The sequence below is a fragment of the Corynebacterium sp. Marseille-P4321 genome (genome assembly GCF_903645305.1).
GTDB lineage: Bacteria > Actinomycetota > Actinomycetes > Mycobacteriales > Mycobacteriaceae > Corynebacterium.
The window spans coordinates 225294-248922 of sequence record NZ_CAHJXO010000002.1; the positions used below are offsets into that span (position 1 = coordinate 225294).

Genomic DNA, 23629 nt, shown 5'->3' on the forward strand with positions numbered 1-23629 from the left:
CTCCTACACCTCCTGAGAGAGACGGAACAACAGGTTCACCGCGTCGCGCGCCGTAGCGCGTTCCGCATCAGCTGCCTGGCCGGCGGGTTGACCGTTAGCGGCGGCGCGCCCGACGAGCTCGCGCATGGCATCGCGGGCGTAGCCGGATAGTGGCAGGCGCTCCAGCTCTTCATCATCCGGCTCGAGGTGCAGATTCATCAGCCGTTCGCGTTCGTACAGGGCCGCGAAGACGGGCTCGAGCTCCCCCAGCTTTCCCTCAAGTTCACGGGTGGCTTCCAACCCCAAGGTGCCCTCCAACACGTACTTCACCACGGTGCGATCTTTGTGCGGGTACGCCTGCAAGTCTTCGATCACGCGCGTGACATCTTCCGCGTCCGCGACCTCCCAGAACCTCGCCTCGAACGTCCAGCTGCCAACGGGGGCCTTCTCCACCTCCACTGTGGATGCGCCGCCGTCTTTTTCCACCGTAACCACCAGCGCGTTGCCGGAATCCGTCTCACCGCCCTTCACGCCCGGAGTGAGGTCGTGGAAATCTGTCGTCTCCGGCGCGCCGGAGTACCACACGCGCCCGCTCGAGCTGAGCTGGACGGTGGAGTGGGTATCCCCCAGGGCCACGTAGTCCACCACGCCGCGGGCGGCCGCGTCGTCGAGTCCGGCAACGTCGATAATCGCCTGCGCCTCCTGGTCGCCGAAGCCCTCAACCGCGCCGTGGCCCACCAGCACGCGCACCGCCTCCGTCGGCTCAAGTCCGCGCAGCGCCGCGGCGCACAGGTCCTCCGAGGCGTGGCGCGTGCGCAGCGGGGCACCCACCAGCTCCACCCCGGGGCGCACTTCCACCGGATCGGTGTCGGCGAGTACGTGCACGTTGGCGAGCTCCGCCACTCCCCCGGCGCGGGTGAGGATGGAGCCCGCCACCAACGAGTCGTGGTTGCCCGGCAACAGGTACACCGGCACCGGCAACGTGCGCAGCACCTCGAGGGCGCGTCCGTGGGTCTGCGACTCGAGCGCGTTGTGCTCGAAGGTGTCGCCGGCGACCACGATGAACTCCGCGTCGTGCTCGCGCGCCAGCTCGCCGATGCGCTCCACTGCGCGCAGACGCGCGTCGTCGAAGCGCGACTGCGCATCTGCGTCTAAGAACTTGCGCCGCATGCCGAGCTGCCAGTCTGAGGTGTGGATAAAGGTTGTGCGGGTCATGGGTGTATGGATAGCAGATGGGGTGGACACGGAAGCACGATCAAGCAAACGCGTGTTCTACTCGCGGGTGAGCATGTCATAGACATCCTCGATGTCGGAGACCGCGCGCAGCTGGTCGATGTTGGTAAACGAGATGGTCTGCATCGCGCGGTGCAACAGGTCTAAATCGGAATCCTCGATCATCGGCGCGAGCTTCGGCCGGGGCAGCCCGGGCAGGTCGCGGCCGGACCAGAAGTACTGCGAGCCGGGCTGAGCGTTCTCACGGATCTGCGCCTCCGACTCGTAGCGTTTGCGCTGCTCGAGTGCGGTGAGTGAGACTTGGCGCATGGTGAGGATGAGCACCGGGTCTGCGTCGATAAGCCGCGCCGCGCGATCCGCCAACGCCACCGCATGCTTGCACACCTGGGCGCCATCGGGGCAGTCGCAGAAGAACCGGATCTCCTCCGGACTGTCCGCGATAAGCACATCGAGCACCTCGTCCGGGTACTCGCCGCGGTTGGCCTTCTCCGCCGCGCCCGGCTGGCGCGCCAAGATACCCACCGCGGCGTCGATGTCGCCCTGGCTGCGCTTCGGCAGCCGCATCTCCACCTCAAACGGGTCGTTCTGGCTGCCCACCACCGCCGCGCGCATGCCGCCGTGGAATGCGGTGAGGTCCAGCACGTGGCCGCGCTGCGCGTACTCGCGCCCGCGCTTGACCCGGCCCACATCCGTCTGCCGCACTGCGGCGTTGTTCACGCGCATCGCGGGTGCGGAGTAGGAAAGCTGCGTGCTCTCGCGCACCGGCGGGGCGACCTTGTCTGCGCTGTCGACGCGGCTGCCCGACCTAAAGTTCGCGTAGATGACGTTGTCTTCGCTCGGTCTCTTACTCATCGCGCCCCCTATAACTGATCAGCTGCGCAAGCTCGTCGGTGTCCAGCTCCGTGATCCAGCCCTCGCCCTGGCCCACCACAGCGCCGGCGAGCTGCGTCTTGCCGTCCAGGATGTCCTGGATGGATTCCTCCATGGTGCCCTTGGTTATCAGCTTGTACACCGTGACGTCCTTGTCCTGGCCGATGCGGAACGCGCGGTCGGTGGCCTGGTTTTCCACCGCCGGGTTCCACCACCGATCCAGGTGGATCACCATGGACGCCGCAGTGAGGTTGAGCCCCGTGCCGCCCGCCTTCAGGCTAAGCAGCATCGCCTGCGGCCCGTCCGGCGATTGGAAGCGCTCCACCATCCGGTCGCGGGCGTTTTTTCCCACCCCGCCGTGCAGGAACGGCACGTCCTCGCCGAGGCGGTCCGACAGGTACGGCTGGAGAATGTCGCCGAACGCCTTGTACTGGGTGAAGATGAGCACGCGCTGGCCCGTCTCAGCGGCGGTGGCAAGAAGTTCCATGAGCTTCTCCACCTTGCCCGAGCGGGGTTTGCCTTTCACGGTGACCGGGGAACCGTCGCCAAGAAAATGCGCCGGGTGGTTGCAGATCTGCTTGATGCGCGTAATCGTGGCCAGCACCAACCCTTTGCGCGCGATGCCCTGGCGATTTTCCAGCTCGCGCTTCATCTCGTCCACCAGCGCCTTGTATAGCGCGGCCTGCTCGGAGGTCATGTCCACTGCCACGACGTGCTCGTCCTTGTCCGGCAGGTCCTCGATGATCGTGGTGTCCGTCTTCAAACGCCGCAAGATGAACGACGCGGTGAGCCGTTGCAGACGCTGCCCCATCTCCTCGGCCAGCACCGGGTCGCGCTGCGACTCGATCGCCTTGGCGAAGTGGTTGCGGAAGAACGTCTGCGAACCCAGCATGCCGGGGTTTACGAAATCCAGGATGGAGCGCAGCTCCGAGAGCTTATTTTCAATCGGCGTGCCGGTCAACGCGATGCGGTGGCGCGAGGGCAAGGCACGCACGCTTTTCGACGCCTGCGTGCCCGCGTTCTTAATCGCCTGCGCCTCATCTAACACCACATGGTCCCAGCGCACCCGGGAAAAGTCCTGCACGTCGCGGGAGATGGTGCCGTAGGAAGTAATCACTAGATCGGCCGCCTCGATGTCCGCAAAAAGCTCGTCGCCTTTCGCACGCGCTGGCCCGTGGTGCACCATCACCTTCATCCCGGGGACGAATCGCGCCGCCTCGCGCGCCCAGTTGCCCACCACGGATGTCGGGGCGACCACAAGGGTGGGTCCAGTCTTTTTCCCCTCGGCCTCCTCCACGGCGAGCAAGGTGAGCAGCTGCAGCGTCTTGCCCAACCCCATGTCGTCGGCAAGCACCGCGCCTACGTTGTTGCGCGACATAAAGTACAGCCAGTCCACGCCGCGACGCTGGTAGTCGCGCAACTCGGCCTGCACGGTCTCCGGCAGCTCGACGCGCTCCGGGGCAGGCCGGTCGGCGCCTCCCATTAGCGAGGTGAACCAGGGCGAGCCGGTGAACTCCACCGGCTGCTCCGGGCCCGCCTCCAGCGCGAGCTGACGCAGCGCGCTCGCCGGCACCTCACCCGTTCCCTCAGCTTCTTTGAGCTGCTCGTAGTGTTCCCTCGCCGCCCGGGCTGCCGCGGCAAGTTCCTCGGCGTCGTCTGATCCCGCGGCCTCCGCAAGCCGGGCGCGCGTTTCGGCTGCCTCCGCCTCGCGCTTCGCCTCTTCGACAGAGGTGTTCTTTAGCGATTCGAGGTACTTCTTCGTCTTCTCAATCTCGCGGGTGTTCGCCAGCACCCATTCGCCGCGCAGCTTCACCAGCCCGGACTTGGAGCGCACCAGCTCGGCCATCTCCTCGTCGCTGAGCTCCACCCCGCCGACGCTGAGCCGCCAGTCGTAGCGCATGAGGGTATCCAGCCCCATCATGGACACCGTGGAGGAATCGTGCGGGTCGCTCGCGCGCGTGACGTGCAACTTCGACGTGGTCTCCGCCGTGGACCACGCGCGCGGAAGCATCACCGCGAAACCGTTCACGCGCAGCGCTGTCGCGGCCCGGGTGACAAAGTCGACGATCTCGTCCGAGGTAAGCAGCACGTCCCAGTCACCGGCGCCTGCGTCCGGCACCGTGCCGGGGCTGCGCCGCGACCAGCCGCGCACCCACGGATCGACCAGCGGGGTGACTTCAACAGCGGTGGAGAGCTCGTCGCGCAGCGCCTCCGCCGTCACCGAGTCGTAGTCTGACAACCGCACTGGGCGCGGCGCGTCTGTGCCCGAGCGCACCTGCACCCGCACCGGCCACAGCACCTCGCGCGTGACAAGCGCGCCCTCTTCCGCGTCAGTGCTACCGTCCACCGGGTCTTCCGGCGGCTCCGTCACGAACACCAGCTGCAGGTTCACCGCGGTGATCGTGCCGTTCCAATCGCTCACTTGTTTCGCCAGCTGCGCGCCGCCGCGCCGCAGCGGCGTCCCGAACACCAGGGAGAATACGAAATCGTGCCACGGGTACGGGCGGCGCTGGCTCGCCTCCTGGAACGGCTCGTACAACAGCGCCGAGGTGATCCAGTGGGTAAACGTCTGCGCGCAGTCCTCGCTCAAGTTCGGGTTGTTTACCGTCAGCACGCCCGGCGCGGCGGCGAGCATCTCGGCGAGCCAACCGCGCTCCTCCACACCCGTGCCCAGTTGCCACTGCGCGAACCACTGCCCGTGGCGGTACGGCACGTGGATGGACACGCGTCCCGCCTGAGCGAACTGCACTAGGCCGTTGTACATGCGCAAAAGCCAGTACATGTCGGGCGCCACGGACTCGCGCTGCGCCGGGGTGGCGGCGGGCGACGGCCCGTCCAAAAACGCCAGGCTGGCCAAGAAGCGCACCGCCTCCTCGGGCGCGAACACGGCCACGGGTGCGCGCAGGGTGACCTGGCGGCCCCTCGGGGTCTGCAGCACGATGTCTTGGCGGTGGCGGAACCGAGAATCGTCGAGAAGCGAATGCACCACCGGCGGGAACGTGCCCTCCGGCACTTGCGAGATGGTGACAATCCGGTGCCCTTCGACCCGCTCAGCCCACACCGCAAGCCCGGTTTCGCTCAACCAGAGCCCGTGCAGCAGGAATTTAGGCATAAAGACCCTTATACCATCCGCCCCCGACACGCTGCTTCCCCCAGAGTGCTTGCAAAACTTTCCCCGGCATTTCCCCGCCATTTTCCCTTACGGGATGTGGCCTGCGCGTCGGAGCGGTCGGCTAATCTATTCCGGATAAATCCCCCGCGCAAGGAGTACACACGTGTCCGAGAATTTCTGGCTCGTCCTAGCCATCGTCCTGTATTTCGGGGTGATGGTGGCCATCGGGTTCTATTCGTGGCTGAAAACCAGCAAGTACGACGATTATGTGCTGGCCGACCGCGGCCTCAACCCGCTTGTGGCGGGGCTTTCCGCCGGCGCGTCCGACATGTCCGGCTGGCTGCTCATGGGACTGCCCGGCGCGCTGTTCGTCGCCGGGATGAGCGAGCTGTGGATCGTCATCGGCCTGTTCATCGGCACCTGGGCCAACTGGAAGTGGGTCGCGCCCAGGCTGCGCTCCTACACAGAGGTGGCCAATAACTCGATCACGCTGCCCAGCTTCTTTGAAAACCGCACGCACGACACCTCCCGGATCCTGCGCGTGGTGGCGGCGTTGATCATCATCTTCTTCTTCACGTTCTACGTCTCCTCCGGCATGGTCTCCGGCGGGCGGTATTACGAGTCCACGTTCGGCGGCGAGTACATGACCGGCATGCTCATCGTCGGCGCGATCACCGTGCTCTACACCTTCATCGGCGGCTTCCTCGCAGTGAGCTACACCGACGTGGTGCAAGGCGTGCTGATGTTCCTCGCGCTGATCACCGTGCCGGTGATGGCGCTTGCGGCAGTGGACAACCCGGGCGAGATCTTCTCCTACGCCACCGCGAACCCGTACGGGCCCTGGCCGGAAGGCAACCCGACGTACTTCAACATGGTGGCCGGGGTCTCCGCCGCCACCATCATCGGCAACCTCGCGTGGGGCCTGGGGTACTTCGGCCAGCCCCACATTGTCACCCGCTTCATGGCGCTGCGCTCCCCGGCGGAAGCGAAGTCGGCCCGCCGCTTCGGCATCGGCTGGGTGCTCATCTGCTACATCGGCGCCGTCTTCACCGCCCTGGTGTCCACCGTCTACTTCGGCACCACTTCGGCCAGCGTGACAGACCAATCCGGCTTCGAGACGATCTTCCTCGACCTCGCGCGGCTTTTGTTCCACCCGCTGATCGCCGGCATCATCCTCACCGCGGTGCTCGCGGCGATTATGTCCACCATGTCGTCGCAGCTGCTCATCACGTCCTCGGCGCTCATCGAGGACCTCTACCGCATCTTCAAAAAGGAGCCGAGCCAGACCAGCCTGCTGGTACTGTCCCGCTCCATGGTCGTGCTCGTCGCGGTGGTGGCCATGCTCATGGCGTTCAACCCCTCGGACACGATTCTGGGGCTGGTCGGCTTCGCCTGGGCGGGCTTCGGCGCGGCGTTCGGCCCCGTGGTCGTCGCGTCGCTGTACTGGAAGAAGCTCACGGCCCCTGGCGCGATTGCCGGCATGGTGGTCGGCGCGGTGACGGTGTTTGTGTGGGGCACCTTCTTCGGCGACATCATCTACGAGATTGTCCCGGGCGTGATTTTCGCCGCCATCGCGATGGTCATCGTCTCGCTGGCCACGAAGCCGAAGCCGGGCGTGGACCAGGAGTTCGACGACGCGGTCGCCGCCACCGATTACGCTCTTGCGCACCCGGAGGTCACCTTTGAAGATGCGCTGGGCAAGGTGCGCCGCGTGAAGTAAGCAGTTGCTTATCGACGGCTCCGCTTCAGGGAACCGGAGCCATACAGCCAACGTCTAATACCTATGACTTGGCTCCTTCCTGCATCTTGGCAACGCATCTACCTGGCAGTCCTCATCGTGGCCACCACGGCCGTGGTGCCCTTCCCTACTCCCCGCTCGCACATCGAGGCGCCCTTGGTCCCGCAGCGCGCCACGGTGGTGGGCTACGACCGTGCGGAGTTCGGCCCCGGCTGGGGCCGTGCGAACGGCGGCTGCACCACCCGGGAGGCCGTGCTCGCCGACGCCTACGGGCAGGAGTGCGCGGTTACGTGGATGGCCTGGGACACCGCCGAGATCGCAGACCCGTACACCGGCCAGCCGATGGCACCTGCAGATGTAGAAATCGACCACATCCTTCCGGTCTCCGCCGCATGGGACCTCGGCGCGCACACGTGGGCCCCACACGAACGGGCGGCGTTTTACAACGACCAGCGCAACCTCATCGCCGTATCCTCCAAAGCCAACCAGGCAAAAGGCGACAAACTGCCCAGCGAGTGGATGCCCACAGATCGGCGTGCGGGGTGTGCGTACGGGAGGAGGCTGGTAAACGTCGCCAAGCAATATGCCCTGCCGCTGCCCGAAGCAGACCTGAAGGCGGTGCGCCGCGCGTGCTCCGGAATTGCGGGGCTTGCCGCGCGGCGTGAACTGTGACGATTGTCTGCCCGTGCCGTAAGGTGGGGCCACATGACAACTTTCTTCACCATTCTCCACGTCGCGGCGGCGATTTTGCTGCTCGGCCCAGTGGTTGTTGCCACCTCCATGTTCCCCCGCGCGGCGGCTGAGGCGCGCTCCGGCAGCGAGGAGGCTACCGGCCGCGCCTCGGTGCTGCACCGCATCTCCAAGACGTACGGCCTGCTTTCCGCGCTGGTGCCGCTTCTGGGCTTGGTGCTGCTGGCGTTCGACTGGGAATCGCACAAGTCGAACTACTGGCTGCACACCGCGATCATCCTGTCGGTGATCGCGTGGGCGCTCCTGCTGTTCATGGTGATCCCGCAGCAGCGCAAGATGATGGGCAACCTCGGCGCACTGCCGGCGGCCGACGCGGACCCGGCCGATGCCACCTCGGACTTCGAGGGTTCCAAGGCGAAGGCGAACGCTGGTGCCGGCATCTTCAACCTGCTCTGGGTGATCATCCTGGTGCTCATGTACCTGCCCGCCCCGGCGTAACCCTACGTGCGTGCGGCCCAGCTTCCGAAGGTGGAGGCTGGGCCGTTTTCGTTGGTTGGGTTTACATGAACATGTTGGCCAGCTGGGCGAGGATCGGGATGACCACCGTGGCGATGCCCAGCACGATCGCGATGATCTCCCCGGCCGACAGCCCGGTGTCACCCACCGTCCCGCCGCTGGAGAGATCCGACTGCGACGAGGAGTTGGAGCTACCCATCTCGGAGCTGGCGTTGTTGGCAGAGCCGATGATCTCGTCGATCGCCCCGCCCTTTGTCAGGCCGGCAGTGCGCGTGTAGAGGTTCTCGGCTTCCCAGTCGCTGAGCTTGCGCCCGTCGCGGGGTGCCGCCATCCAACCCATTTCCTTGCCCTTCCAGCGGTACAGGCCGATGCGTGCGTCGCCGGATTTACCTTCGTAATTCGGGCCGATGGAGATTACGCCGAGAAACCCGCGCCCCGGTGCCCACACCGGTCCACCAGAGTCGCCCGATCGCGCGTTCTTCGCCCGCACTGTGAAGCTCTCCCCCGCACGGCCGAAGTAGGTCCCGCATTCCACATTTTCGGTGTTCATGTGGGAGGTCTGGCCGTGCCAGCAGACTTCGTCGCCGCGTTCCATCTCGTCAAGCGTGAGAACCGTATTCCCGGAAAATCCGTTTGACCCCAGCTTCACACCTGGGTCCCACTTGATAATGGCCCAGTCGTTGCTGTAGCCGTGGTCGTAGTTCTCAGACGGGTAGAACGTACCCATCGGGCGCGAGGTTCGGTTCGTCTGCCGGTCGATGAGCGCCACCCGCTGCCCCTTCCGGCCACAGTGCGCGGCGGTGTAGCTCACGCCGTTGACATGGTCGTTGTACCCGATGGTGCACGTGGAGAATCCGGTGGTGAATGCTCCTCCCTGTACGGGAACCGTCGGCGCAGCGGCGAGAGCGACGGCAGGCTGGGCGAGAATCGTGGCGGCTGCGACTGCGGCCGTGGCGTTGCGAAGAGTCTTCATGATGTGTGTCCTGGTGAGAGTTCTGGAACTAGGGAGCGGTTACATGAACGCCTGAGCGAGCTTGAGCACGATCGGCAGCACCGTGACCAGCACGGAGACGACGATCAGCACAATCTCCCCAGTCGACTTCTCGGAGCTCATCGCATCCGCATTACTGGACAGCGAATCCGTCTTCTCGGAAGACTTCGAAGATTTACCGTTCGGCGTTGGTTCGGGCGCAGGCGTCTGCGGGCTGGGTGCCTGGGGGCTCAACGTCTGCGGGCCGGGCGCCTGCGGGTTCACCCCGGCCCCAGGATTGTCTGGTGCTGACGGTGTCGGCGGGATCGACGGCACAAAAGGTGCAGGGCCCGAGGGAAACACTTCGTCCCATGGGAAGTCCTCAAACATCGGGTCATCCGGATCAAGCACGGCCCAACCAGGTGGGAGAAGATCTTGAACCTTCTGGTTAATCTTTGAAGCCTGTGCTTGAAGCAAGCCCACCTTCACGGGGTCTAGCGCCGCACCGTCTCGGGGAGCAGAACCCCACAGCACCGGGTCGCCCTCAAGAGCCATTCCATTAATAACGGGTGGAGCCCCAATCCCTGTCTTCGGAGTACCGGCCGAAACGACTCCGATGAAACCGCGGTCCTTGACCCAGATCGGACCACCAGAGTCACCCGGCAGTCCATCCGCGATGTCGGTAACGAACGATTCCTCGACGCTTCCCACGTACGAACCGCATGAGTCTTTGTTGGAGTCCCTGTGGGTGGTCTCACCGTGGTAGCAGACCACCTCACCCCGTTTCACCTGATCAAGAGTGAGCATGGTGTCTCCGGAGTACGGATTGGCCCCCAGCGTCACGCCTTTGTCCCAGATGATCTCAGCCCAGTCGTTCCCCAGCTGGCTGCTCACGTAACGGCTCGACGGCGTAATGGTTCCTAGGGTCCGGGATTTCTGCCCCGTACGCGTATTCACAAGCCGCACGCGATTGTTAACTCCGTTGGCGCAGTGCGCTGCGGTGTAACTGACGCCCCTGGCGTGGTCGTTGAAGCCGAGCGTGCATTCACTTGTCATTCCGATCGAAATGGTCATCCCCTGCACCGGTTGGGTGGGAGCGGCGGCGGATGCGGTGACCGGGCTCAGGACTGCTGCAGCGGTGGCCACGGCGGCCAAGCTTGCGCGGAACTTCTTCATTTGTGGAACCTTCTTCGGGAAGTAATGACTTCCTTATTCTAAGTCGCTCAACCCCTAAAAGACTTCACTTTTAGGGGCTAGTTGTGGCGATAAGGATCACACTTGAAGCGTTTGACGCATTTGCTTATCGACGTCTACCTCATCTGCATAAAGGCCGCACCAGCCAAACCAACGGCCGCGATGATCGCTACAACGATGCCGATAATCGCGCCGGTAGACAGGCTCGAGCCACCAGCGGAGGCGTTGCCCGTCGTGGCGGCCGTGTTTGGTGTAGTTGAGGTGGTCGTCGTTGCGGGAGCAACAGCGCTGGTAGAGGTAGACGCCACAACTGTCGGCGACGTTGACTGCTGCGGGGTCGGAGTCGGCGCGACGCGGGAGGTGGACGTCGGGGTCGGCGCGACCGGGTTGCGCGTCTCGTTATTTTCTGAAGTTGCCGCGGGCTTGGTTGTGGGCGCCACGGGTGCCGGAACCATCGGCGGGTAATCAGGAAGGTCGATCCGGATGTTCAGGTTATCCGGCAATTCCACGCCGCCGGCTTTGAGGGATTTCTTGACGTACTCCTGCTCACCCATGCGCTCACCGTCAAAAGGGGCAGCACCCCAAAGCACCGGTTTTGCCACCTTCTTTTCATCACCGATGGTCAGAGTAAAACCAGTACCGCCCACGGTCGACCCACCGGAAACGACGCCGATGAAGCCACGACCCGGGATCCACATTGGCCCGCCCGAATCACCGTGCGCAGCGCTTTTAATATTGGTGACAAACGATTGACCACCACGGTCGGAGTACTCGCCACACTCCACGTCATTCGAGTTCTCGTGGGTTACCTCGCCGTGGAAACAGACCTGCTCGCCCGCCCGCACATCATCGAGCGAGACGATCGTGTCGCCCGAGTAGACGTTGCCCCCGAGGGTCACCCCCTCATCCCACTTGATTCGACCCCAGTCGTTGCCCAACGGGAACTGGAAGTTTTCGGACGGCTCGAACGTACCAAGCATTTTTGAGCGGATGCCCGACTTCGTGTCTACCAACGCCACGCGGGCGCCTTTCTGAGCGCAGTGTGCAGCTGTGTAGCTGACGCCATTCCCGTGGTCGTTGTAACCGATCGTGCATCGCGTATTGTCCTCGAAAACAATGGTCGCGCCCTGCACAGGCTGGGTGGGCACGGCCGCGGACACGGTAGCGGGAGTGACAAGGAGAGTCAGCGCGGTAAGCGCTGCGGCGACACGGCGGAAGCCTTTCATTTGAATCTCTTTCTCGGGAATGCACAGACACATGCATCTTATCCTCCCGAGAAAGAAATCGCGACAACTTAGAGCATTGCGTAGAACACGTGAATAAGCAGCGGCGGAGCGACTACAACAACCGCGAGGACGATGAGCAGGATCTGCCACCACGTCAGCTCTGAGCTCCCGACCGTCTCGGCGGGCTCACCGGTGTGCGGGTCGGGATGATTGGAGGCGTGGGAAGCGGAGCCGTCGATAAGCTGCCCGCTCTGCTCGATTCCCGCCGCGGGCGCTGCGCCAAGCAGCACCACACTTGCGCATGCCGACGCCACCGAGGATTTCGCTTTCCGCATGTCTACCTCCGTTCCGAATAGCGACCATCCCCAATGTAGGCCACTGCGTCTACGCTGAGTACATGTCTCACTCTCGATCCCTCTCCCCCGCCCGCGTCGCCTGCGCCACGGTTCTGGCCAGCTCGCTCGCCCTCGCCGGGTGCTCCCAAGAAAGCGCCGACACCGAGCTAGACGAGCCCGCGCTCAGTGCCGCAACGACGGAAGCCGCCGTGGACGACTCTGCCGCCTCGACCACCGCCACCGGCGGGAAAGCGACCACCACGGAGGCAGCGGCATCGGAGGACACCACCACCTCAGAAACCGAAACCGCGAACGCCGATGGTGGGATGCGCAACTCGCAGGACTTCCTGATCGATGACGAGGCGGTCCCGGCCTACTTCTTCGAATTCGGCAACGGCAACACCTGCGGCTGGCTGGACGCGATGGACTTCCTCGAGTGCTCCATCGGCGGCGACGGCGAAGAACCACAAACCATCGGGTGGGTGCCGGATGAGTTCGTCGCAGACAACACCGCAGGCGGGCTTGCCGACGACACCAACCCGGAGACACTCAACCCGGGCGAGAGCGTCGTCTTCGGCCCCTACACCTTCACCTACGACTCGGGCGGCACCCTGCACGGCGAGCGCATGGGTCGCACCTTCACCGTCAGCCCGGAAAACGTGGTGACCACCACCGGCTAGCCGTAGTTCACCACCGTCGGCCCGGCCAACCCGATGCCGCTAAGCACGCGAAGGATCGCGTCCACAGCCTGGCGGATGACCTCCGCAACCGGTCCCGTGAGACCAGGCAGGAACGTGTTCTGGGCCCACAGGCCGACCAGGCGGATTTCGGGGACTGCGGCGCCATCGCGAGGCACCATGCCCACCACAAAGTCCCTTGACTTCACACCCGGAATTGGCAGGGAGCGCCACTTCGCCGACGTCACGCCCACGAACCCGCGGCCCGGCACCCACATGGGCCCGCCGGAATCACCTGGCCTGGTCAGTGGCGCGTCGATAAAAAACGTGTTGTCGGCGGAGCCCGCGAAGCGGCCGCAGGTCTCGCCGCCACCCGGGTGCGAAGTCTGGCCGAAATAGCAGACGCGCTCGCCGATGCGGATGTCGTTGGGATGCACCCACGCGTTGCCGGTGATGTGGTTTGCCCCGATGCGCACCGACGGGTCCCACTGGATGGCGGCCCAATCGTTGCCCAAGTGCGAGTCGTAACGCTTCGAACGGTAGAGCGTGCCCACAGGGCCGCTTCGCGCACCCGTACGCGGGTTATACAGCTCCACGCGGGACCCTTCCGCGCCGCAATGCGCGGCGACGAAGCTTCGGCGCCGCGCTGGCTCGTTGAAACCCACCGTACAAATCCCGCTGCCGTGCACTATCACGGATGCGCCCTGGCCCACCATCGGAGTTTGCGCCTGTGCCGGGGCTGCGGTGATGCTGAGCACGAGGGCCAGGGCGGCGCCGATGCGGGTGAAACGGGCCGGTGTAGTGATGCGCATGCGGCGGGCTCTTTTCCGGGGACGTGGTTGCGGTGGTGCGCGCATCACACTACCCGCCGGGCAGAAGCACAGCGGCGTTGGTTGAATCTCGGTGTTTTTCGGCTAGAAGTCGATATGGATAACGCCAAGCAGGAACGGCGCGGCCACCACACCGAGTGCAGCAAGCACCCCGATAACGATGCCGACGATCTCGCCGGGCGAGTACTTGCTAGACAACCGCGAATCCTCGGCGATGTCTGTCATCTCCGAGCTGAGCCGGCTGGAGAGGTCGGGCGTTTCTGGGTCGTCAGGAGTGCCCGGCTGCGGTGAGTCGGGCTTTGGGTGCTCGGGCTTCGGGCGCTCGGGCTTGGGTTGGTTTGGCCCCGACTCGCCCGGCTTCGACTGCTCGCGCTCCGCTCGGCGATCATCGATCCGGGAAGACAGGCTCTGGAACGCGTTGACGGCCGAACCGACACTGACGGGAACTCCCCCGATTTTGACGGTCACGTCAGCATCAACCGGTCTCGTCTGCGCGTGTGCCGGCGAGGCAATTAGAGTGCTGCCGACGGCCAAAGACACTGCGAGAGCTACTGCGGTACGGGATGAGTGAGAGGACACGGGCGCGCGCCTTTCTGCAAGAAAACTAGACATTCTCAAGCTACCGCATCGATCCATGGCGTGGGTCCGAAACCGGGCACCAAAAAGCCCGCCACGCACGTGGTGTGCACGGCGGGCTCAACGCGGCAGGGCTCAACGCATCCCCCAACGCAACGGCCTCAACGCCCCTCTCGAGCGTTAGTCGCGGTCGTAGCGACGTCCGCCCCGGCCGCCCCGGCCCCCGCGATCGTCACGGTCGCGGCCGTACCCGCCCCGGCCACCGCGTCCTCCGCGGCCGCCCCGGTCACGGTCAAAGTCGCGGTCACGGTCACGGTCGCGGCGGTCGTAGCCTCCGCGGCCCCCGCGTCCACGTCCACCGCGGTCGCGCGGCGGCGCACCGTGGTCGCGCTGGATGTTGATCAGCTGGCCGGAGATGCGGGTGTCCTCCAGGCGGTCGAGCACCGACTGGTCCAGGTTCTTCGGCAGCTCCACAAGGGTGAAATCGCCGCCGATGGTGATGCGGCCGAAGTCCTTCGAGTTCAGGCCACCCTCGTTGGCCAGCGCACCCACGATGGCACCCGGGCGCACGTGCTGGCGCTTGCCCACGTCCAAGCGGTAGGTGTCGAAGTTGGCGCTGTCCTCGTGGCCGCGCCCACCACGCCCACCGCGCCCGCCACGATCATCACGATCACGGCCACGCCCACCGCGGTCACGGTCGCGGCGGTCTTCGCGGTCCCAGCGGTCGCGGTCGCGGCGGTCGCGCTTGTCCTTCGGCGGCTCCTTCATCAGGAACTCGTCGCCGGCCAGGGCCTGCGTCGCAAGTGCTGCCGCGATGTCGTCCATCGGCACGTTGTTGTTCGCGGAGTACTCGCGGACCATCTGCTTGAACACCTGCAGGTCCGCTTCCTCCAGGGACTCGGTGATGGAGTCCATGAACTTGGTCTTGCGCGACTCGTTGACTTCGTCGACGGTCGGCAGGTCCATCTCCTCGATCGTCGCGTTGGTCACGCGCTCAATCGAGCGCAGCATGCGGCGCTCGCGCGGGGTGACGAACAGGATCGCCTCGCCGCTCCGGCCGGCACGTCCGGTGCGGCCGATGCGGTGCACGTAGGACTCCGTGTCGTTCGGGATGTCGTAGTTCAGCACGTGGCTGATGCGCTCCACGTCCAGGCCGCGGGCGGCGACGTCGGTGGCCACGAGGATGTCCAGGCGGCCGTCGCGAAGCTGATCGACGGTGCGCTCGCGCTGCTGCTGCGGAATGTCGCCGTTGATCGCTGCGGCGGAGAACCCGCGGGCACGCAGCTTCTCGGCGATTTCCTCCGTCTCGTTCTTCGTGCGCACGAAGACGATCATCGCTTCGAACTCGGTCACCTCAAGGATGCGGGTGATGGCGTCGAGCTTGTTGCGGTGCGCAGTGAACAGGTAACGCTGCGTGATGTTGGTGTTCGTGCGGGTCTCCGACTTAACGGTGACCTCTTCGGGGTCGTTCAAGTAGTCGCGGGAGATGCGGCGGATCGCGTTCGGCATGGTTGCCGAGAACAGCGCGACCTGCTTGGAATCCGGTGTGTCCTCCAGGATGCGCTCCACGTCTTCCTGGAAGCCCATGTTGAGCATCTCGTCCGCCTCGTCGAGCACGAGGAACTCGAGGTTGGAGATGTCCAGCGAGCCCTTTTCCAGGTGGTCGATCACACGGCCCGGGGTGCCCACGATCACCTGGGCGCCGCGGCGCAGCCCGGAGAGCTGAATGCCGTATGCCTGGCCGCCGTAGATCGGCAGCACATGGATGCCGCCGAGGTGGTCGGCAAACGACTGGAAGGAGTCGGAAACCTGCAGAGCGAGCTCACGCGTCGGTGCGAGCACCAGCGCCTGCGGGTAGCGCTTCTTCGGATCGATGTTGGACAGCACCGGCAGCGCGAACGCCGCGGTCTTGCCCGTACCCGTCTGCGCGAGGCCGACCACGTCGCGGCCTTCCATCAGAAGCGGGATGGTCTGCGCCTGAATCGGCGACGGCTGCTCGAAGCCGACTTTCTTCACCGCGACAACTACCTCGTCGGGCAGACCGAGGGTTTCGAAGCCGTTCTCGGGCTCCGCAGGTTCGGCGTCCCCGGTCGGCGCCTCAGCCTCAGCCTCAGCCTCAGCCTCGGCGGGAGCTTCGGCCTCCTCCAGGTCGTCGATCTTGATTACTTCGTTGGCCACGGTATCGTCGTCAAGCTTTGTGCTCTTCTCCGTGGCGCCGGTCTCAGCATCGCCCGCATCCCTGGTGTCCTCCACGACCGACTCAACGATCTCGGCCGCGACATCCTGCGGGGTTTCCTGATTTTCCGACTGGTTCACATCCGGCTCAATCTCGCCGCCGGTGGCGTTTTCGGAATTGCTCATTGCCGCTCAACCCTACGCCAGCACACCCGTATTCTGCTATTTTGAGCATTTGCCTATCGACGCCTCCGGGGAGCACTCCTCCACACCAGCCAACCGGCATCACCACCGGGCGTAGCATGCTGCGCATGACTTTCACCCCGCGCAAGCTCGCAATTGCAGCCGCGCTGAGCACCACAGCACTGTTTGGCACCGCGTGCTCCGCCGCCGATACGGAGCTCGCCGAGCCCTCCGCGACCGCATCAACCAGCGTCTCCGCCCACGGCACCGCGCCGGTGTCCGAGGTGGAAGAAGAAGCAGAAACCGCCGCGATGCTTGTCGACGAGCAGACCTCCGCCACGGCCGCACCCGCGCCTGCCGACGGCGGCCTCGTACCCCAGAACGCATCGCGCTTTGAGGCGGGCCTGGGCACCTACAACGTGCGCTTCTCCGAGGGCAACTGGTGCTCGTATTCCTCCATGGCAGGCAAGCTCGAGTGCGGGTTGGAACTCACCGGCACTCTGCCACCGTCCACGCAGCGCCTTGACATCGGCGGGCTACATACCATCCAGTACAGCCAAGACCGGGGCTTCTACTGGGGACGCGCGCTCGTAGGCACCATGCCAGACAAAGGCGACGACCTCGCCCCGGGTGAGAAGCTGGAGGCCCCCGGTGCGCTCTTCGAGCATCACCCGGACGGCACACTGCGCGTCGAGTTTGAAAACCACTGGTTCACTGTCTCCCCCGACGGGCAGTACGCCTCCGACACGTTCGATCCCGCGCAGTAATTCAGCCTTGGGCGCACAGCATGCCCAGTAGTGCTGCAACTAGAGCAGCTTGAACGGAAGGAGCGTCTCCGGGCCGAAGTAATAGGCCGGGTAGGAGCCGAGCTCTTTATCCCCCACCTGCCCGGAGTTCACGGCGACCAGGCCGCGACCCGGGATCCACATCGGGCCGCCAGAGTCTCCCTTACGCGTCGCGGTCAAACCGTTCACCACAATCTTGTGGCCGCGCACTGAGTGCAGCGGCGCGCACATTACCCGCTGGGTGGTTGCACCTACCGTGCAGACCTTCTCGCCAGGTCGCACAGCATGCGGGGCAACCATCGCGTCGCCCGAGAACGTGTTTTCACCCGCGCGGCCGACGGTGAGCTGGATGTAGGCGTAGTCGTTTTGTATCTTCGGACCGGGCGCCACTGCTAGCGACGCCACGTTGCCGATGTAACGGCCGTGCGCATCAGTCACCTTTTGCCCCGGGTAGAACGTGCAGTGCCCGGAGAAGATCGCCCGGTTCCTGTGTTTATCCACGTAACCCACAGTGCAGGCTCCGCGCGAGAACGAGGTGAGCGTGTACACCCGGTCACCCTGGTTCACTACCGGGCGAATGTCTGCCTGTGCCACACCCGCGCCAGCACTGGCGGCGAGGCCTGCGGTGAGCACCGCGGCAGCGATTCGTTTGAGCAGCTTCATAGCGTTTCCCTCCCGGCACGAAGACGCGCCACCACGGCAAGAGGTCTGAGAATCAAGAGACCTAAAAACAATGACATTTGAAACTTTAGACCGTCGATAAGCTCACCGCTCCCGAATGGGGATCTCTCCCCAGTGCGACGCGCCACACCACGGCCGCGCGCCTACCCTTACACCCATGAACTTCCGCAACACCGCGCGCGGCGCCATCGCACTGTGCGCCACTATCGTTCTCACTGGCTGCGACTCCCCCACGCCCGAGGAGGAAGCACTACCCGAGCCGATTCCCGTGACGTACACGGACGTCGACGCTGACCGTTTCAAGGAGGGCACGGGCTACGTTGTCGGTGGCGCGTCCGGAGTGCTGGGCTGCACGACGCTTTCCGACCCGAGCTACCCGATTACCTGCCAGATCGACTTCCACAAGCCGCTTCCCCCAGTCGAAGACGACGGCGGCGTACCCGGCGAAGTAGAAGCAAACATCGCGATTTTCAGCACGTCCGAGGGGCGCTTCGTCACGAACCACTCCCCAGGCTCACAGGGATACGCCACCCCGCCGACGCCATTGGAGAAGGGCGAGCGCGTGAGCTTCGGCGAGGCCACACTGACGCATCTTCACGACGGCGGCTTCCGCGTCGAGTACGCCGGCGACGCCTTCGAGGTGCACAACGGGGTGTACAAGCACGACTAGGTGCGGCTCACTCACTCGAACGTGGGCCGCAAGCGTTGAGCTCCTATTTCCCGCCCAGCTACTCCCGCCTCAAACAAGAGCTCAACGAAACCCCACACACCCGCGCCCTACAATAAAATGTATGCGCATTTCACGATCCATCACCGCCGCCCTCGTGGCAATCGCCCTCCCCCTCGCCGCCTGCACAACCGAGGATGAGCTCGCAGAACCGAAGCCCGTCGAATCCTCAAGCACGCAGACCGAGGCAGAGAAGTCCACAGAGGCCGAGGCGGAAGAGGAAACCGAGCCAGAAGAGGCCGCGCCAGAGACGTACAAGGATGTGGACCCCGCCATCTTCGACGAAGGCGGCGCTTACGTCGTCGGCGGTTCCTCCGGGGTACTCGGCTGCATGGCGAAACCGGGCACGGATTACCCATTCAATTGCCAGATCGCGTTTGCAGACCCGGTTCCCCCTGCAGAAGACCCGGACGGCTCGAAGTTCGGCTACCCACCCAACATTGCTTCCTACGACGAGCCGACCGGCCGCTTCCGCCCCGAGTTCTCGCCCGGTTCGCAGGGATACATGACCCCGCCGACGCCGCTAGAGCGGGGCCAGCGCGTGACTATCGACGGCGCCACGATGACACACCTGCACGACGGCGGCTTCCGCGTGGAATACAAGGGCGACTCCTTCGAAGTGCACAACGGTGTGTACTCCGGGACGCCAGCGCCAGAGGAGAAGCCCGCGGCGAAAACAGCATCCGGCACCGTGAACAAGGGTGAGCAATGCGGCACCTACACCCGCTTCGGCGAAGAGATGGGCGTGTATGCGCTTGAAGACGGCACCACGTGCGACCAAGCCATGAGCACACTGAAGGCATACTTCGTCGCTGCCGAAAACGGTGAGATACAGGGCACCGTCACTGCGTGGACAGACCCGCAGAACGGCTGGGGATGCTTCGGACGCTACCTGCTTCCGGGCGATACCGACGAGCCCGCGAACCGGAAGGTCTCCTGCGGCGATACGCAGATGAACGGCACGAAGGCGTTCGAAGGATCCGGTTCAGTGGCGCTGCTCGATCCGGCAGACGCCGCCCGCATCTAACCCCCCCATCGGGGGCACGGATGAATCTAATTCATCCCCAAAACTGGCGCGATTCGTTCATGCGTGTATATTCCCAACCATGACTTACAGCAACGCGTCTCAGAACCCGGTCGCCTCGGCCGTGCGTTCCGCGTTGCCGGGTACCTCCACTACCCAGCCGGCCCGTCTGCATCATCATCTGTAGCGCGGTGCCGGCCGACTCCAGCCCCCTGCGCTAACAGCCTCTGCTGCTCCAAGCGCAGGGGGTTCCTGTTTAGCCAGAGCCACCAAAACGGCAACCACAAGGGCTTATGTCGTTCGCGCCGTGCTCCCGGACACCATCCAAAACCGTCCCCGTGGCACGCCCTTCGAATGCGGAGCCCACAAACACAGGATGGTGAACCGGGAAGAAGCCGCCCAGACGGGCACCACTTCGAAAGCGTCGAAGCATCACTTCAAAGTTTGCAACATATCCACTGCCGTTTAAGATTCCATGCATATTTTGCCACTGCATGCAATAAACAGCATTGGGACGCGGAATATCAGTCAGATTGCAGGTGCGCCCTGCAACCCACATGAAAGTTCAAAAGGTCATGGCAACTATGACGGCTCCAGCCGAACGTAAACCGATTACCAAACCGCGTGGTCTCACGCACCGCCACATTCACTTCATCGCGCTCGGTTCCGCTATCGGCACGGGCTTGTTCTACGGCTCCGCCGGCGCGATCCAGGCAGCTGGCCCCTCCGTCCTTCTCGTTTACCTCCTCGGCGGCGCAGTGGTGTACTTCATGCTCCGTGCGCTCGGCGAGATGAGTGTGCGTAACCCCATCCGCGGCTCGTTCGCCGTGTACTGCCGCAAGTACCTGGGTGGCCTCGGCGGCTACATCACCGGCTGGATGTTCGCGTTCGAGATGATGATCGTGTGCTTGGCAGACCTCACCGCCATCGGCATCTACATGAAGTTCTGGTTCCCGGACACAGCCGCCTGGGTCTGGATCGCCGTAACCCTGCTGATCATCGGCGCCGCCAACCTGGCTACGGTGCGTTGGTTCGGTGAGCTGGAGTTCGCGTTCACCATCATTAAGGTCACCGCAGTGATGGCGATGATCCTCGGCGGCGCCGCGATCCTCGTCTTCAACCTCGGTCAGCAGCCCGAGATGACCGGTATCTCGAACCTGTGGAACGACGGCGGCTTCTTCCCCAACGGCATCCAGGGCATGATCGCGTCCTTCATCCTGGTGCTCTTCGCCTTCGGCGGCACCGAGATCATCGGTGTGGCTGGTGCTGAGGCGGAGGATCCGAAGCGTTCCATCCCGAAGGCCGTGAACACTGTGCCGCTGCGCATCCTGCTGTTCTACGTGCTGGCGATCTCCATCATCCTCATGCTCAACCCGTGGCGCACCATCACGGGCGAGGAGTCCCCGTTCGTGCAGATCTTCTCCACCCTGGGCGTGAACTGGGCTGCCGGTCTGCTGAACTTCGTGGTGATCACCGCCGCGCTGTCCGCGATTAACGCCGACCTGTTCGGTACCGGCCGCGTACTCACCGGTTTGGCGAAGGAGGGCTTGGCGCCGAAGAAGATGGCCCGCACGGTCCGCGACGTTCCGGTGATGACGGTGGCTTCCCTCCTCGTGGTGCTGGTGCTCGGCGTGTTCCTCAACGCCGCGTTCCCGAACGTGTTTGAAACCATCGCCGCACTTGCCACCTTCGCCACCGTGTTCGTGTGGCTGATGATCCTCTTCGCCCAGGTCGCCATGCGCAAGCAGATGACCCCGGCCGAGGAGGCGCAGCTGGAGTTCGCGGTGCCGTTCTGGCCGTACGGGCAGTACTTCGCCATCGCATTTATCCTGTGCACCTTCGGCATCATGGCGTGGCTGCCGGACTTCCGCCTGGCGCTCGGCATCGGCATCGCCTTCACGGTGATCATGACGGTGCTCTACTACGCCACCGGCCGCCCGCAGGTCATTGCGGCCACCGAGTATGAGGAAGTGCCCGCACAGTAGGAGCAATTGCTTATCGACGCTAAAGTCCCCCACCGCCAGTTCATCCCACCTGCGCGGCTGGGGGCTTTACCATGTACAGCGTGCCGTACACCGTGACAAAATCCCGACGCAAAATCCTCCGCGCCACCGCTGCCGCGCTCGCCGCGCTCAGCCTCGCCACCTCCTGTTCGCTGGCCAGCGACCTCGCCGAGCCCGACAAGCCGGTGTTCACCTCCATCGCGCAGACCGAGTCTGAGGAAGGAGAGTCCCCCACCACCGAATCGGAGGTCGATAAGACCACTGAAGCGGAGACAACCACCGAGGCCGGCAAGGAAGGCGAGTTCACCGAGGTGGATCCGGCCCGCTTCTCCCCCGACGGCATGGACACCCACCACGTGGTGGGGCTCTCCGGCACGGGATCGCTGGGTTGCAAGGTGACAGATAGCGAGCACTGGGACCGACCCGACCTGCTCTGCGCCGTCGATTATGCGGGCGAGGTCCCCGATTCGCCGTACAACTTGAACGTGAAGCCGAACGTGATGAATTACGAGCCGGTGCACGGTTTCTACTCGTTCCACCAGAACGAGGCGAACGAGATGACGCCGCCGTCGGAACTTGCGCCCGGCGAGCAGGTGACCGCTTCCGGCTTCACCTTCACCCGCCTCGACGAGGACACGGTGCGTATCCAGCGCGGCGCAAACACCGCCACCATCTCGGCCGGCGAAGTCACGGTCGCCTCCCCCGCGGACACCATCCTGGATAGGAAACCGGACATCGAGAAGAGCACCGACGCTGGCGAAGACGCTCTGTGTGGCACCGTGACCGATTTCTTCGACGAGACCGCGGGCGTCATCGCGCTCGAAAGCGGCACCGCCTGCCCCGCCGCCGCCAAGATCGCTGAGGAGTACTTCGACCCGGACACGCCAAAGGAGGGCTCCGGCGGTTTCTGGACCACAGCCCCGGACGGCTGGACCTGCGGCCGCGGCTACCTCGCTCCCGGCATGGAAGACGCAGGGGCAAACAAGCGCCCGGTGTGCTCCGCCGAAGGAAAAGGCAGCGTGGCCATCGTGAACACCACAGAGCTATAAGCTGGCCCGCATGAAGCGCACTTCCCACCTCCTCGCCGCCGTACTTTCGGCCAGCGCCCTGGCCCTCGCGGGTTGTTCCGGCGAAGACAGCTCGACGCAGTTCACGCCCGAAGAATCTCCCGCCGCTTCGCAGACCACAGCGGGCGAGGAGGGCACGGACACGGCTCACGAGGAAGACGACTCCGACGACGCCGTCGACCTCGACGAAGCGACGGAAGTCGACCCCGAGCGTTTCAAAGCCCACGGCGGCTACATCGTCGCCGCGTGGGACGCGGGGTTGCGCGGCTGCGCCATCGACGTCAGCGGCGACGTGGAGACGTTCCAGTGCGCTGTCGATTTCGCCGAGCCAGTAGGCCCCCACCAGTCCGACCATGTTGCCACCGAAGACGGCAACGCCTCCGCTATCCAGTACCAATCCGTCTACGGCTTCTACCCCGTCAGCGACCGCTTCGCCGGCGCCTGGACGCAAGACGACGTCGCCGAGCTCGCCGTCGGCGAGAAGGTGACCATCGGCGGATTCACCATCGAGCGCGTGGATAAGGATGCCGTGTTAATCGACCGCGGCGCCCACTGGTTCTGGATCGTCGACGGGATCTACCAGCCCTACAACTCCGCCGCCGGCGCCATCGAAACCGACCCGAGCGAGTACGAAATCTCCACTTCGGACAGCGCTCCTGAGGGTTCCATCTGCGGCATCATCGAGACCGAACCCGGCATCTACTCCTACGTCATGGCCATGGAACACGGGACCAACTGCCCCATCGCGTTCAATGTCGCCGAAGAGTACATGTCTCCCGACAGATCCGGATCCGCCCCGCAGGGCTCCGGCGGTTTCTGGGACGGCCCGCACGGCTGGTCGTGTGGCCGCGGTTACCTCTCCCCCGGCATGGACGACATCGGCGCCAACAAGATGCCAGTCTGCTCCGCAGAGAGCATGAGTGGCAAGCCGGGCAAGGGTTCAGGCTCGGTAGCCATCGTCGCAACGCCGTACTTGGGTTAAGGGGCATTTGCTTATCGACGAGCTCCGCCCCCGATCGGTCCGCTCGCACTTTAATC

General features: G+C 64.5%; 21 protein-coding genes. 10 read left to right on the forward strand and 11 right to left on the reverse strand.

Annotation, left to right across the window (positions count from 1 at the left end; all coding sequences use genetic code 11):
• Positions 1–3: 3 nt before the first annotated feature.
• From HWX32_RS06360 to HWX32_RS06370, 3 genes are read right to left on the reverse strand one after another with little or no spacing between them, the layout of a single operon-like run.
• On the reverse strand, positions 4–1194 hold the full coding sequence (locus HWX32_RS06360; protein ID WP_175935212.1) for an exonuclease SbcCD subunit D: 1191 nt from the start codon (positions 1192–1194) through the stop codon (positions 4–6).
• A 57-nt stretch (positions 1195–1251) separates the two neighbouring features.
• Positions 1252–2064 carry a hypothetical protein gene (locus HWX32_RS06365; protein WP_075467343.1) on the reverse strand — a complete coding sequence of 271 codons (813 nt, stop codon included), beginning with the start codon at positions 2062–2064 and terminating at the stop codon, positions 1252–1254.
• Positions 2057–5194 carry a DEAD/DEAH box helicase gene (locus tag HWX32_RS06370; protein WP_175935213.1) on the reverse strand — a complete coding sequence of 1046 codons (3138 nt, stop codon included), beginning with the start codon at positions 5192–5194 and terminating at the stop codon, positions 2057–2059. The genes HWX32_RS06365 and HWX32_RS06370 overlap by 8 nt, the downstream gene beginning before the upstream one ends.
• 163 nt (positions 5195–5357) lie before the next feature.
• Between HWX32_RS06370 and putP the strand changes: the two genes are divergently transcribed.
• From putP to HWX32_RS06385, 3 genes are all read left to right on the forward strand, one after another.
• On the forward strand, positions 5358–6914 hold the full coding sequence (gene putP / locus HWX32_RS06375) for a sodium/proline symporter PutP (protein ID WP_175935214.1): 1557 nt from the start codon (positions 5358–5360) through the stop codon (positions 6912–6914).
• Positions 6915–6977: 63 nt separating this feature from the next.
• Entirely contained in the window at positions 6978–7604 is a 627-nt protein-coding gene (locus HWX32_RS06380) for a DUF1524 domain-containing protein (RefSeq protein WP_075467334.1), read from the forward strand.
• 33 nt (positions 7605–7637) lie between these two features.
• A complete protein-coding gene (locus HWX32_RS06385) occupies positions 7638–8120 on the forward strand; it encodes a DUF2269 domain-containing protein (protein ID WP_075467331.1) in 483 nt (160 codons plus the stop codon).
• Between the two features lie 61 nt (positions 8121–8181).
• Here HWX32_RS06385 and HWX32_RS06390 read toward each other — a convergent pair whose 3' ends face one another.
• The 4 genes from HWX32_RS06390 to HWX32_RS06405 all read right to left on the reverse strand — a co-directional run bounded on the left by HWX32_RS06390 (position 8182) and on the right by HWX32_RS06405 (position 11863).
• Positions 8182–9111, reverse strand: a complete 930-nt coding sequence (locus HWX32_RS06390; RefSeq protein ID WP_175935215.1) for a trypsin-like serine protease — start codon at positions 9109–9111, stop codon at positions 8182–8184.
• Between the two features lie 39 nt (positions 9112–9150).
• Positions 9151–10284 carry a trypsin-like serine protease gene (locus HWX32_RS06395; protein WP_175935216.1) on the reverse strand — a complete coding sequence of 378 codons (1134 nt, stop codon included), beginning with the start codon at positions 10282–10284 and terminating at the stop codon, positions 9151–9153.
• 134 nt (positions 10285–10418) lie between these two features.
• Complete coding sequence (locus HWX32_RS06400; RefSeq protein WP_175935217.1) at positions 10419–11528, reverse strand: trypsin-like serine protease; 1110 nt, start codon at positions 11526–11528, stop codon at positions 10419–10421.
• A gap of 68 nt (positions 11529–11596) precedes the next feature.
• The gene (locus HWX32_RS06405) at positions 11597–11863 is read right to left on the reverse strand and encodes a hypothetical protein (RefSeq protein WP_175935218.1); all 267 of its coding nucleotides are present in this window, start codon (positions 11861–11863) and stop codon (positions 11597–11599) included.
• Between the two features lie 62 nt (positions 11864–11925).
• Between HWX32_RS06405 and HWX32_RS06410 the strand changes: the two genes are divergently transcribed.
• Entirely contained in the window at positions 11926–12543 is a 618-nt protein-coding gene (locus HWX32_RS06410) for a hypothetical protein (RefSeq protein WP_175935219.1), read from the forward strand.
• Here the strand turns inward: HWX32_RS06410 and HWX32_RS06415 are convergent.
• The 3 genes from HWX32_RS06415 to HWX32_RS06425 all read right to left on the reverse strand — a co-directional run bounded on the left by HWX32_RS06415 (position 12540) and on the right by HWX32_RS06425 (position 16307).
• Entirely contained in the window at positions 12540–13352 is an 813-nt protein-coding gene (locus tag HWX32_RS06415; protein WP_175935220.1) for a trypsin-like serine protease, read from the reverse strand. The two genes, HWX32_RS06410 and HWX32_RS06415, sit on opposite strands and share 4 nt — an antisense overlap.
• A gap of 102 nt (positions 13353–13454) precedes the next feature.
• Positions 13455–13949: a hypothetical protein gene (locus HWX32_RS06420; RefSeq protein ID WP_175935221.1), complete on the reverse strand. Its 495-nt coding sequence runs from the start codon at positions 13947–13949 to the stop codon at positions 13455–13457.
• A gap of 177 nt (positions 13950–14126) precedes the next feature.
• The gene (locus HWX32_RS06425; protein ID WP_175935222.1) at positions 14127–16307 is read right to left on the reverse strand and encodes a DEAD/DEAH box helicase; all 2181 of its coding nucleotides are present in this window, start codon (positions 16305–16307) and stop codon (positions 14127–14129) included.
• Between the two features lie 125 nt (positions 16308–16432).
• On the opposite strand from HWX32_RS06425, the gene HWX32_RS06430 reads away from it, so the two are divergent.
• Complete coding sequence (locus tag HWX32_RS06430) at positions 16433–17071, forward strand: hypothetical protein (RefSeq protein WP_175935223.1); 639 nt, start codon at positions 16433–16435, stop codon at positions 17069–17071.
• Positions 17072–17110: 39 nt separating this feature from the next.
• Here HWX32_RS06430 and HWX32_RS06435 read toward each other — a convergent pair whose 3' ends face one another.
• Entirely contained in the window at positions 17111–17752 is a 642-nt protein-coding gene (locus HWX32_RS06435; RefSeq protein WP_175935224.1) for a hypothetical protein, read from the reverse strand.
• 175 nt (positions 17753–17927) lie between these two features.
• On the opposite strand from HWX32_RS06435, the gene HWX32_RS06440 reads away from it, so the two are divergent.
• The 5 genes from HWX32_RS06440 (at position 17928) to HWX32_RS06460 (ending at position 23573) form a co-directional block, all read left to right on the forward strand.
• Entirely contained in the window at positions 17928–18440 is a 513-nt protein-coding gene (locus tag HWX32_RS06440; protein ID WP_175935225.1) for a hypothetical protein, read from the forward strand.
• Positions 18441–18561: 121 nt separating this feature from the next.
• Positions 18562–19524, forward strand: a complete 963-nt coding sequence (locus HWX32_RS06445) for a hypothetical protein (RefSeq protein ID WP_175935226.1) — start codon at positions 18562–18564, stop codon at positions 19522–19524.
• Between the two features lie 581 nt (positions 19525–20105).
• Positions 20106–21506 (forward strand): amino acid permease, encoded by a 1401-nt coding sequence (locus HWX32_RS06450; RefSeq protein ID WP_175935227.1) that lies wholly within the window; start codon positions 20106–20108, stop codon positions 21504–21506.
• An 80-nt stretch (positions 21507–21586) separates the two neighbouring features.
• Positions 21587–22573 carry a hypothetical protein gene (locus HWX32_RS06455; protein WP_175935228.1) on the forward strand — a complete coding sequence of 329 codons (987 nt, stop codon included), beginning with the start codon at positions 21587–21589 and terminating at the stop codon, positions 22571–22573.
• 10 nt (positions 22574–22583) lie between these two features.
• Positions 22584–23573, forward strand: coding sequence for a hypothetical protein (locus HWX32_RS06460; RefSeq protein WP_175935229.1), 990 nt, complete (start codon positions 22584–22586; stop codon positions 23571–23573).
• Positions 23574–23629 lie beyond the last annotated feature (56 nt).

What these genes read in the sequence shown, in the direction of transcription:
- HWX32_RS06450 (WP_175935227.1), top strand. Translation starts at nt 20,106, where the DNA reads ATGACGGCTCCAGCCGAACGTAAACCGATTACCAAACCGCGTGGTCTC.
- HWX32_RS06460 (WP_175935229.1), top strand. Translation starts at nt 22,584, where the DNA reads ATGAAGCGCACTTCCCACCTCCTCGCCGCCGTACTTTCGGCCAGCGCC.
- HWX32_RS06430 (WP_175935223.1), top strand. Translation starts at nt 16,433, where the DNA reads ATGACTTTCACCCCGCGCAAGCTCGCAATTGCAGCCGCGCTGAGCACC.
- HWX32_RS06380 (WP_075467334.1), top strand. Translation starts at nt 6,978, where the DNA reads ATGACTTGGCTCCTTCCTGCATCTTGGCAACGCATCTACCTGGCAGTC.
- HWX32_RS06440 (WP_175935225.1), top strand. Translation starts at nt 17,928, where the DNA reads ATGAACTTCCGCAACACCGCGCGCGGCGCCATCGCACTGTGCGCCACT.
- HWX32_RS06410 (WP_175935219.1), top strand. Translation starts at nt 11,926, where the DNA reads ATGTCTCACTCTCGATCCCTCTCCCCCGCCCGCGTCGCCTGCGCCACG.
- HWX32_RS06445 (WP_175935226.1), top strand. Translation starts at nt 18,562, where the DNA reads ATGCGCATTTCACGATCCATCACCGCCGCCCTCGTGGCAATCGCCCTC.
- HWX32_RS06390 (WP_175935215.1), bottom strand. Translation starts at nt 9,111, where the DNA reads ATGAAGACTCTTCGCAACGCCACGGCCGCAGTCGCAGCCGCCACGATT.
- HWX32_RS06385 (WP_075467331.1), top strand. Translation starts at nt 7,638, where the DNA reads ATGACAACTTTCTTCACCATTCTCCACGTCGCGGCGGCGATTTTGCTG.
- HWX32_RS06405 (WP_175935218.1), bottom strand. Translation starts at nt 11,863, where the DNA reads ATGCGGAAAGCGAAATCCTCGGTGGCGTCGGCATGCGCAAGTGTGGTG.
- HWX32_RS06425 (WP_175935222.1), bottom strand. Translation starts at nt 16,307, where the DNA reads ATGAGCAATTCCGAAAACGCCACCGGCGGCGAGATTGAGCCGGATGTG.
- HWX32_RS06395 (WP_175935216.1), bottom strand. Translation starts at nt 10,284, where the DNA reads ATGAAGAAGTTCCGCGCAAGCTTGGCCGCCGTGGCCACCGCTGCAGCA.
- HWX32_RS06370 (WP_175935213.1), bottom strand. Translation starts at nt 5,194, where the DNA reads ATGCCTAAATTCCTGCTGCACGGGCTCTGGTTGAGCGAAACCGGGCTT.
- HWX32_RS06415 (WP_175935220.1), bottom strand. Translation starts at nt 13,352, where the DNA reads ATGCGCATCACTACACCGGCCCGTTTCACCCGCATCGGCGCCGCCCTG.
- HWX32_RS06360 (WP_175935212.1), bottom strand. Translation starts at nt 1,194, where the DNA reads ATGACCCGCACAACCTTTATCCACACCTCAGACTGGCAGCTCGGCATG.
- HWX32_RS06435 (WP_175935224.1), bottom strand. Translation starts at nt 17,752, where the DNA reads ATGAAGCTGCTCAAACGAATCGCTGCCGCGGTGCTCACCGCAGGCCTC.
- HWX32_RS06365 (WP_075467343.1), bottom strand. Translation starts at nt 2,064, where the DNA reads ATGAGTAAGAGACCGAGCGAAGACAACGTCATCTACGCGAACTTTAGG.
- HWX32_RS06400 (WP_175935217.1), bottom strand. Translation starts at nt 11,528, where the DNA reads ATGAAAGGCTTCCGCCGTGTCGCCGCAGCGCTTACCGCGCTGACTCTC.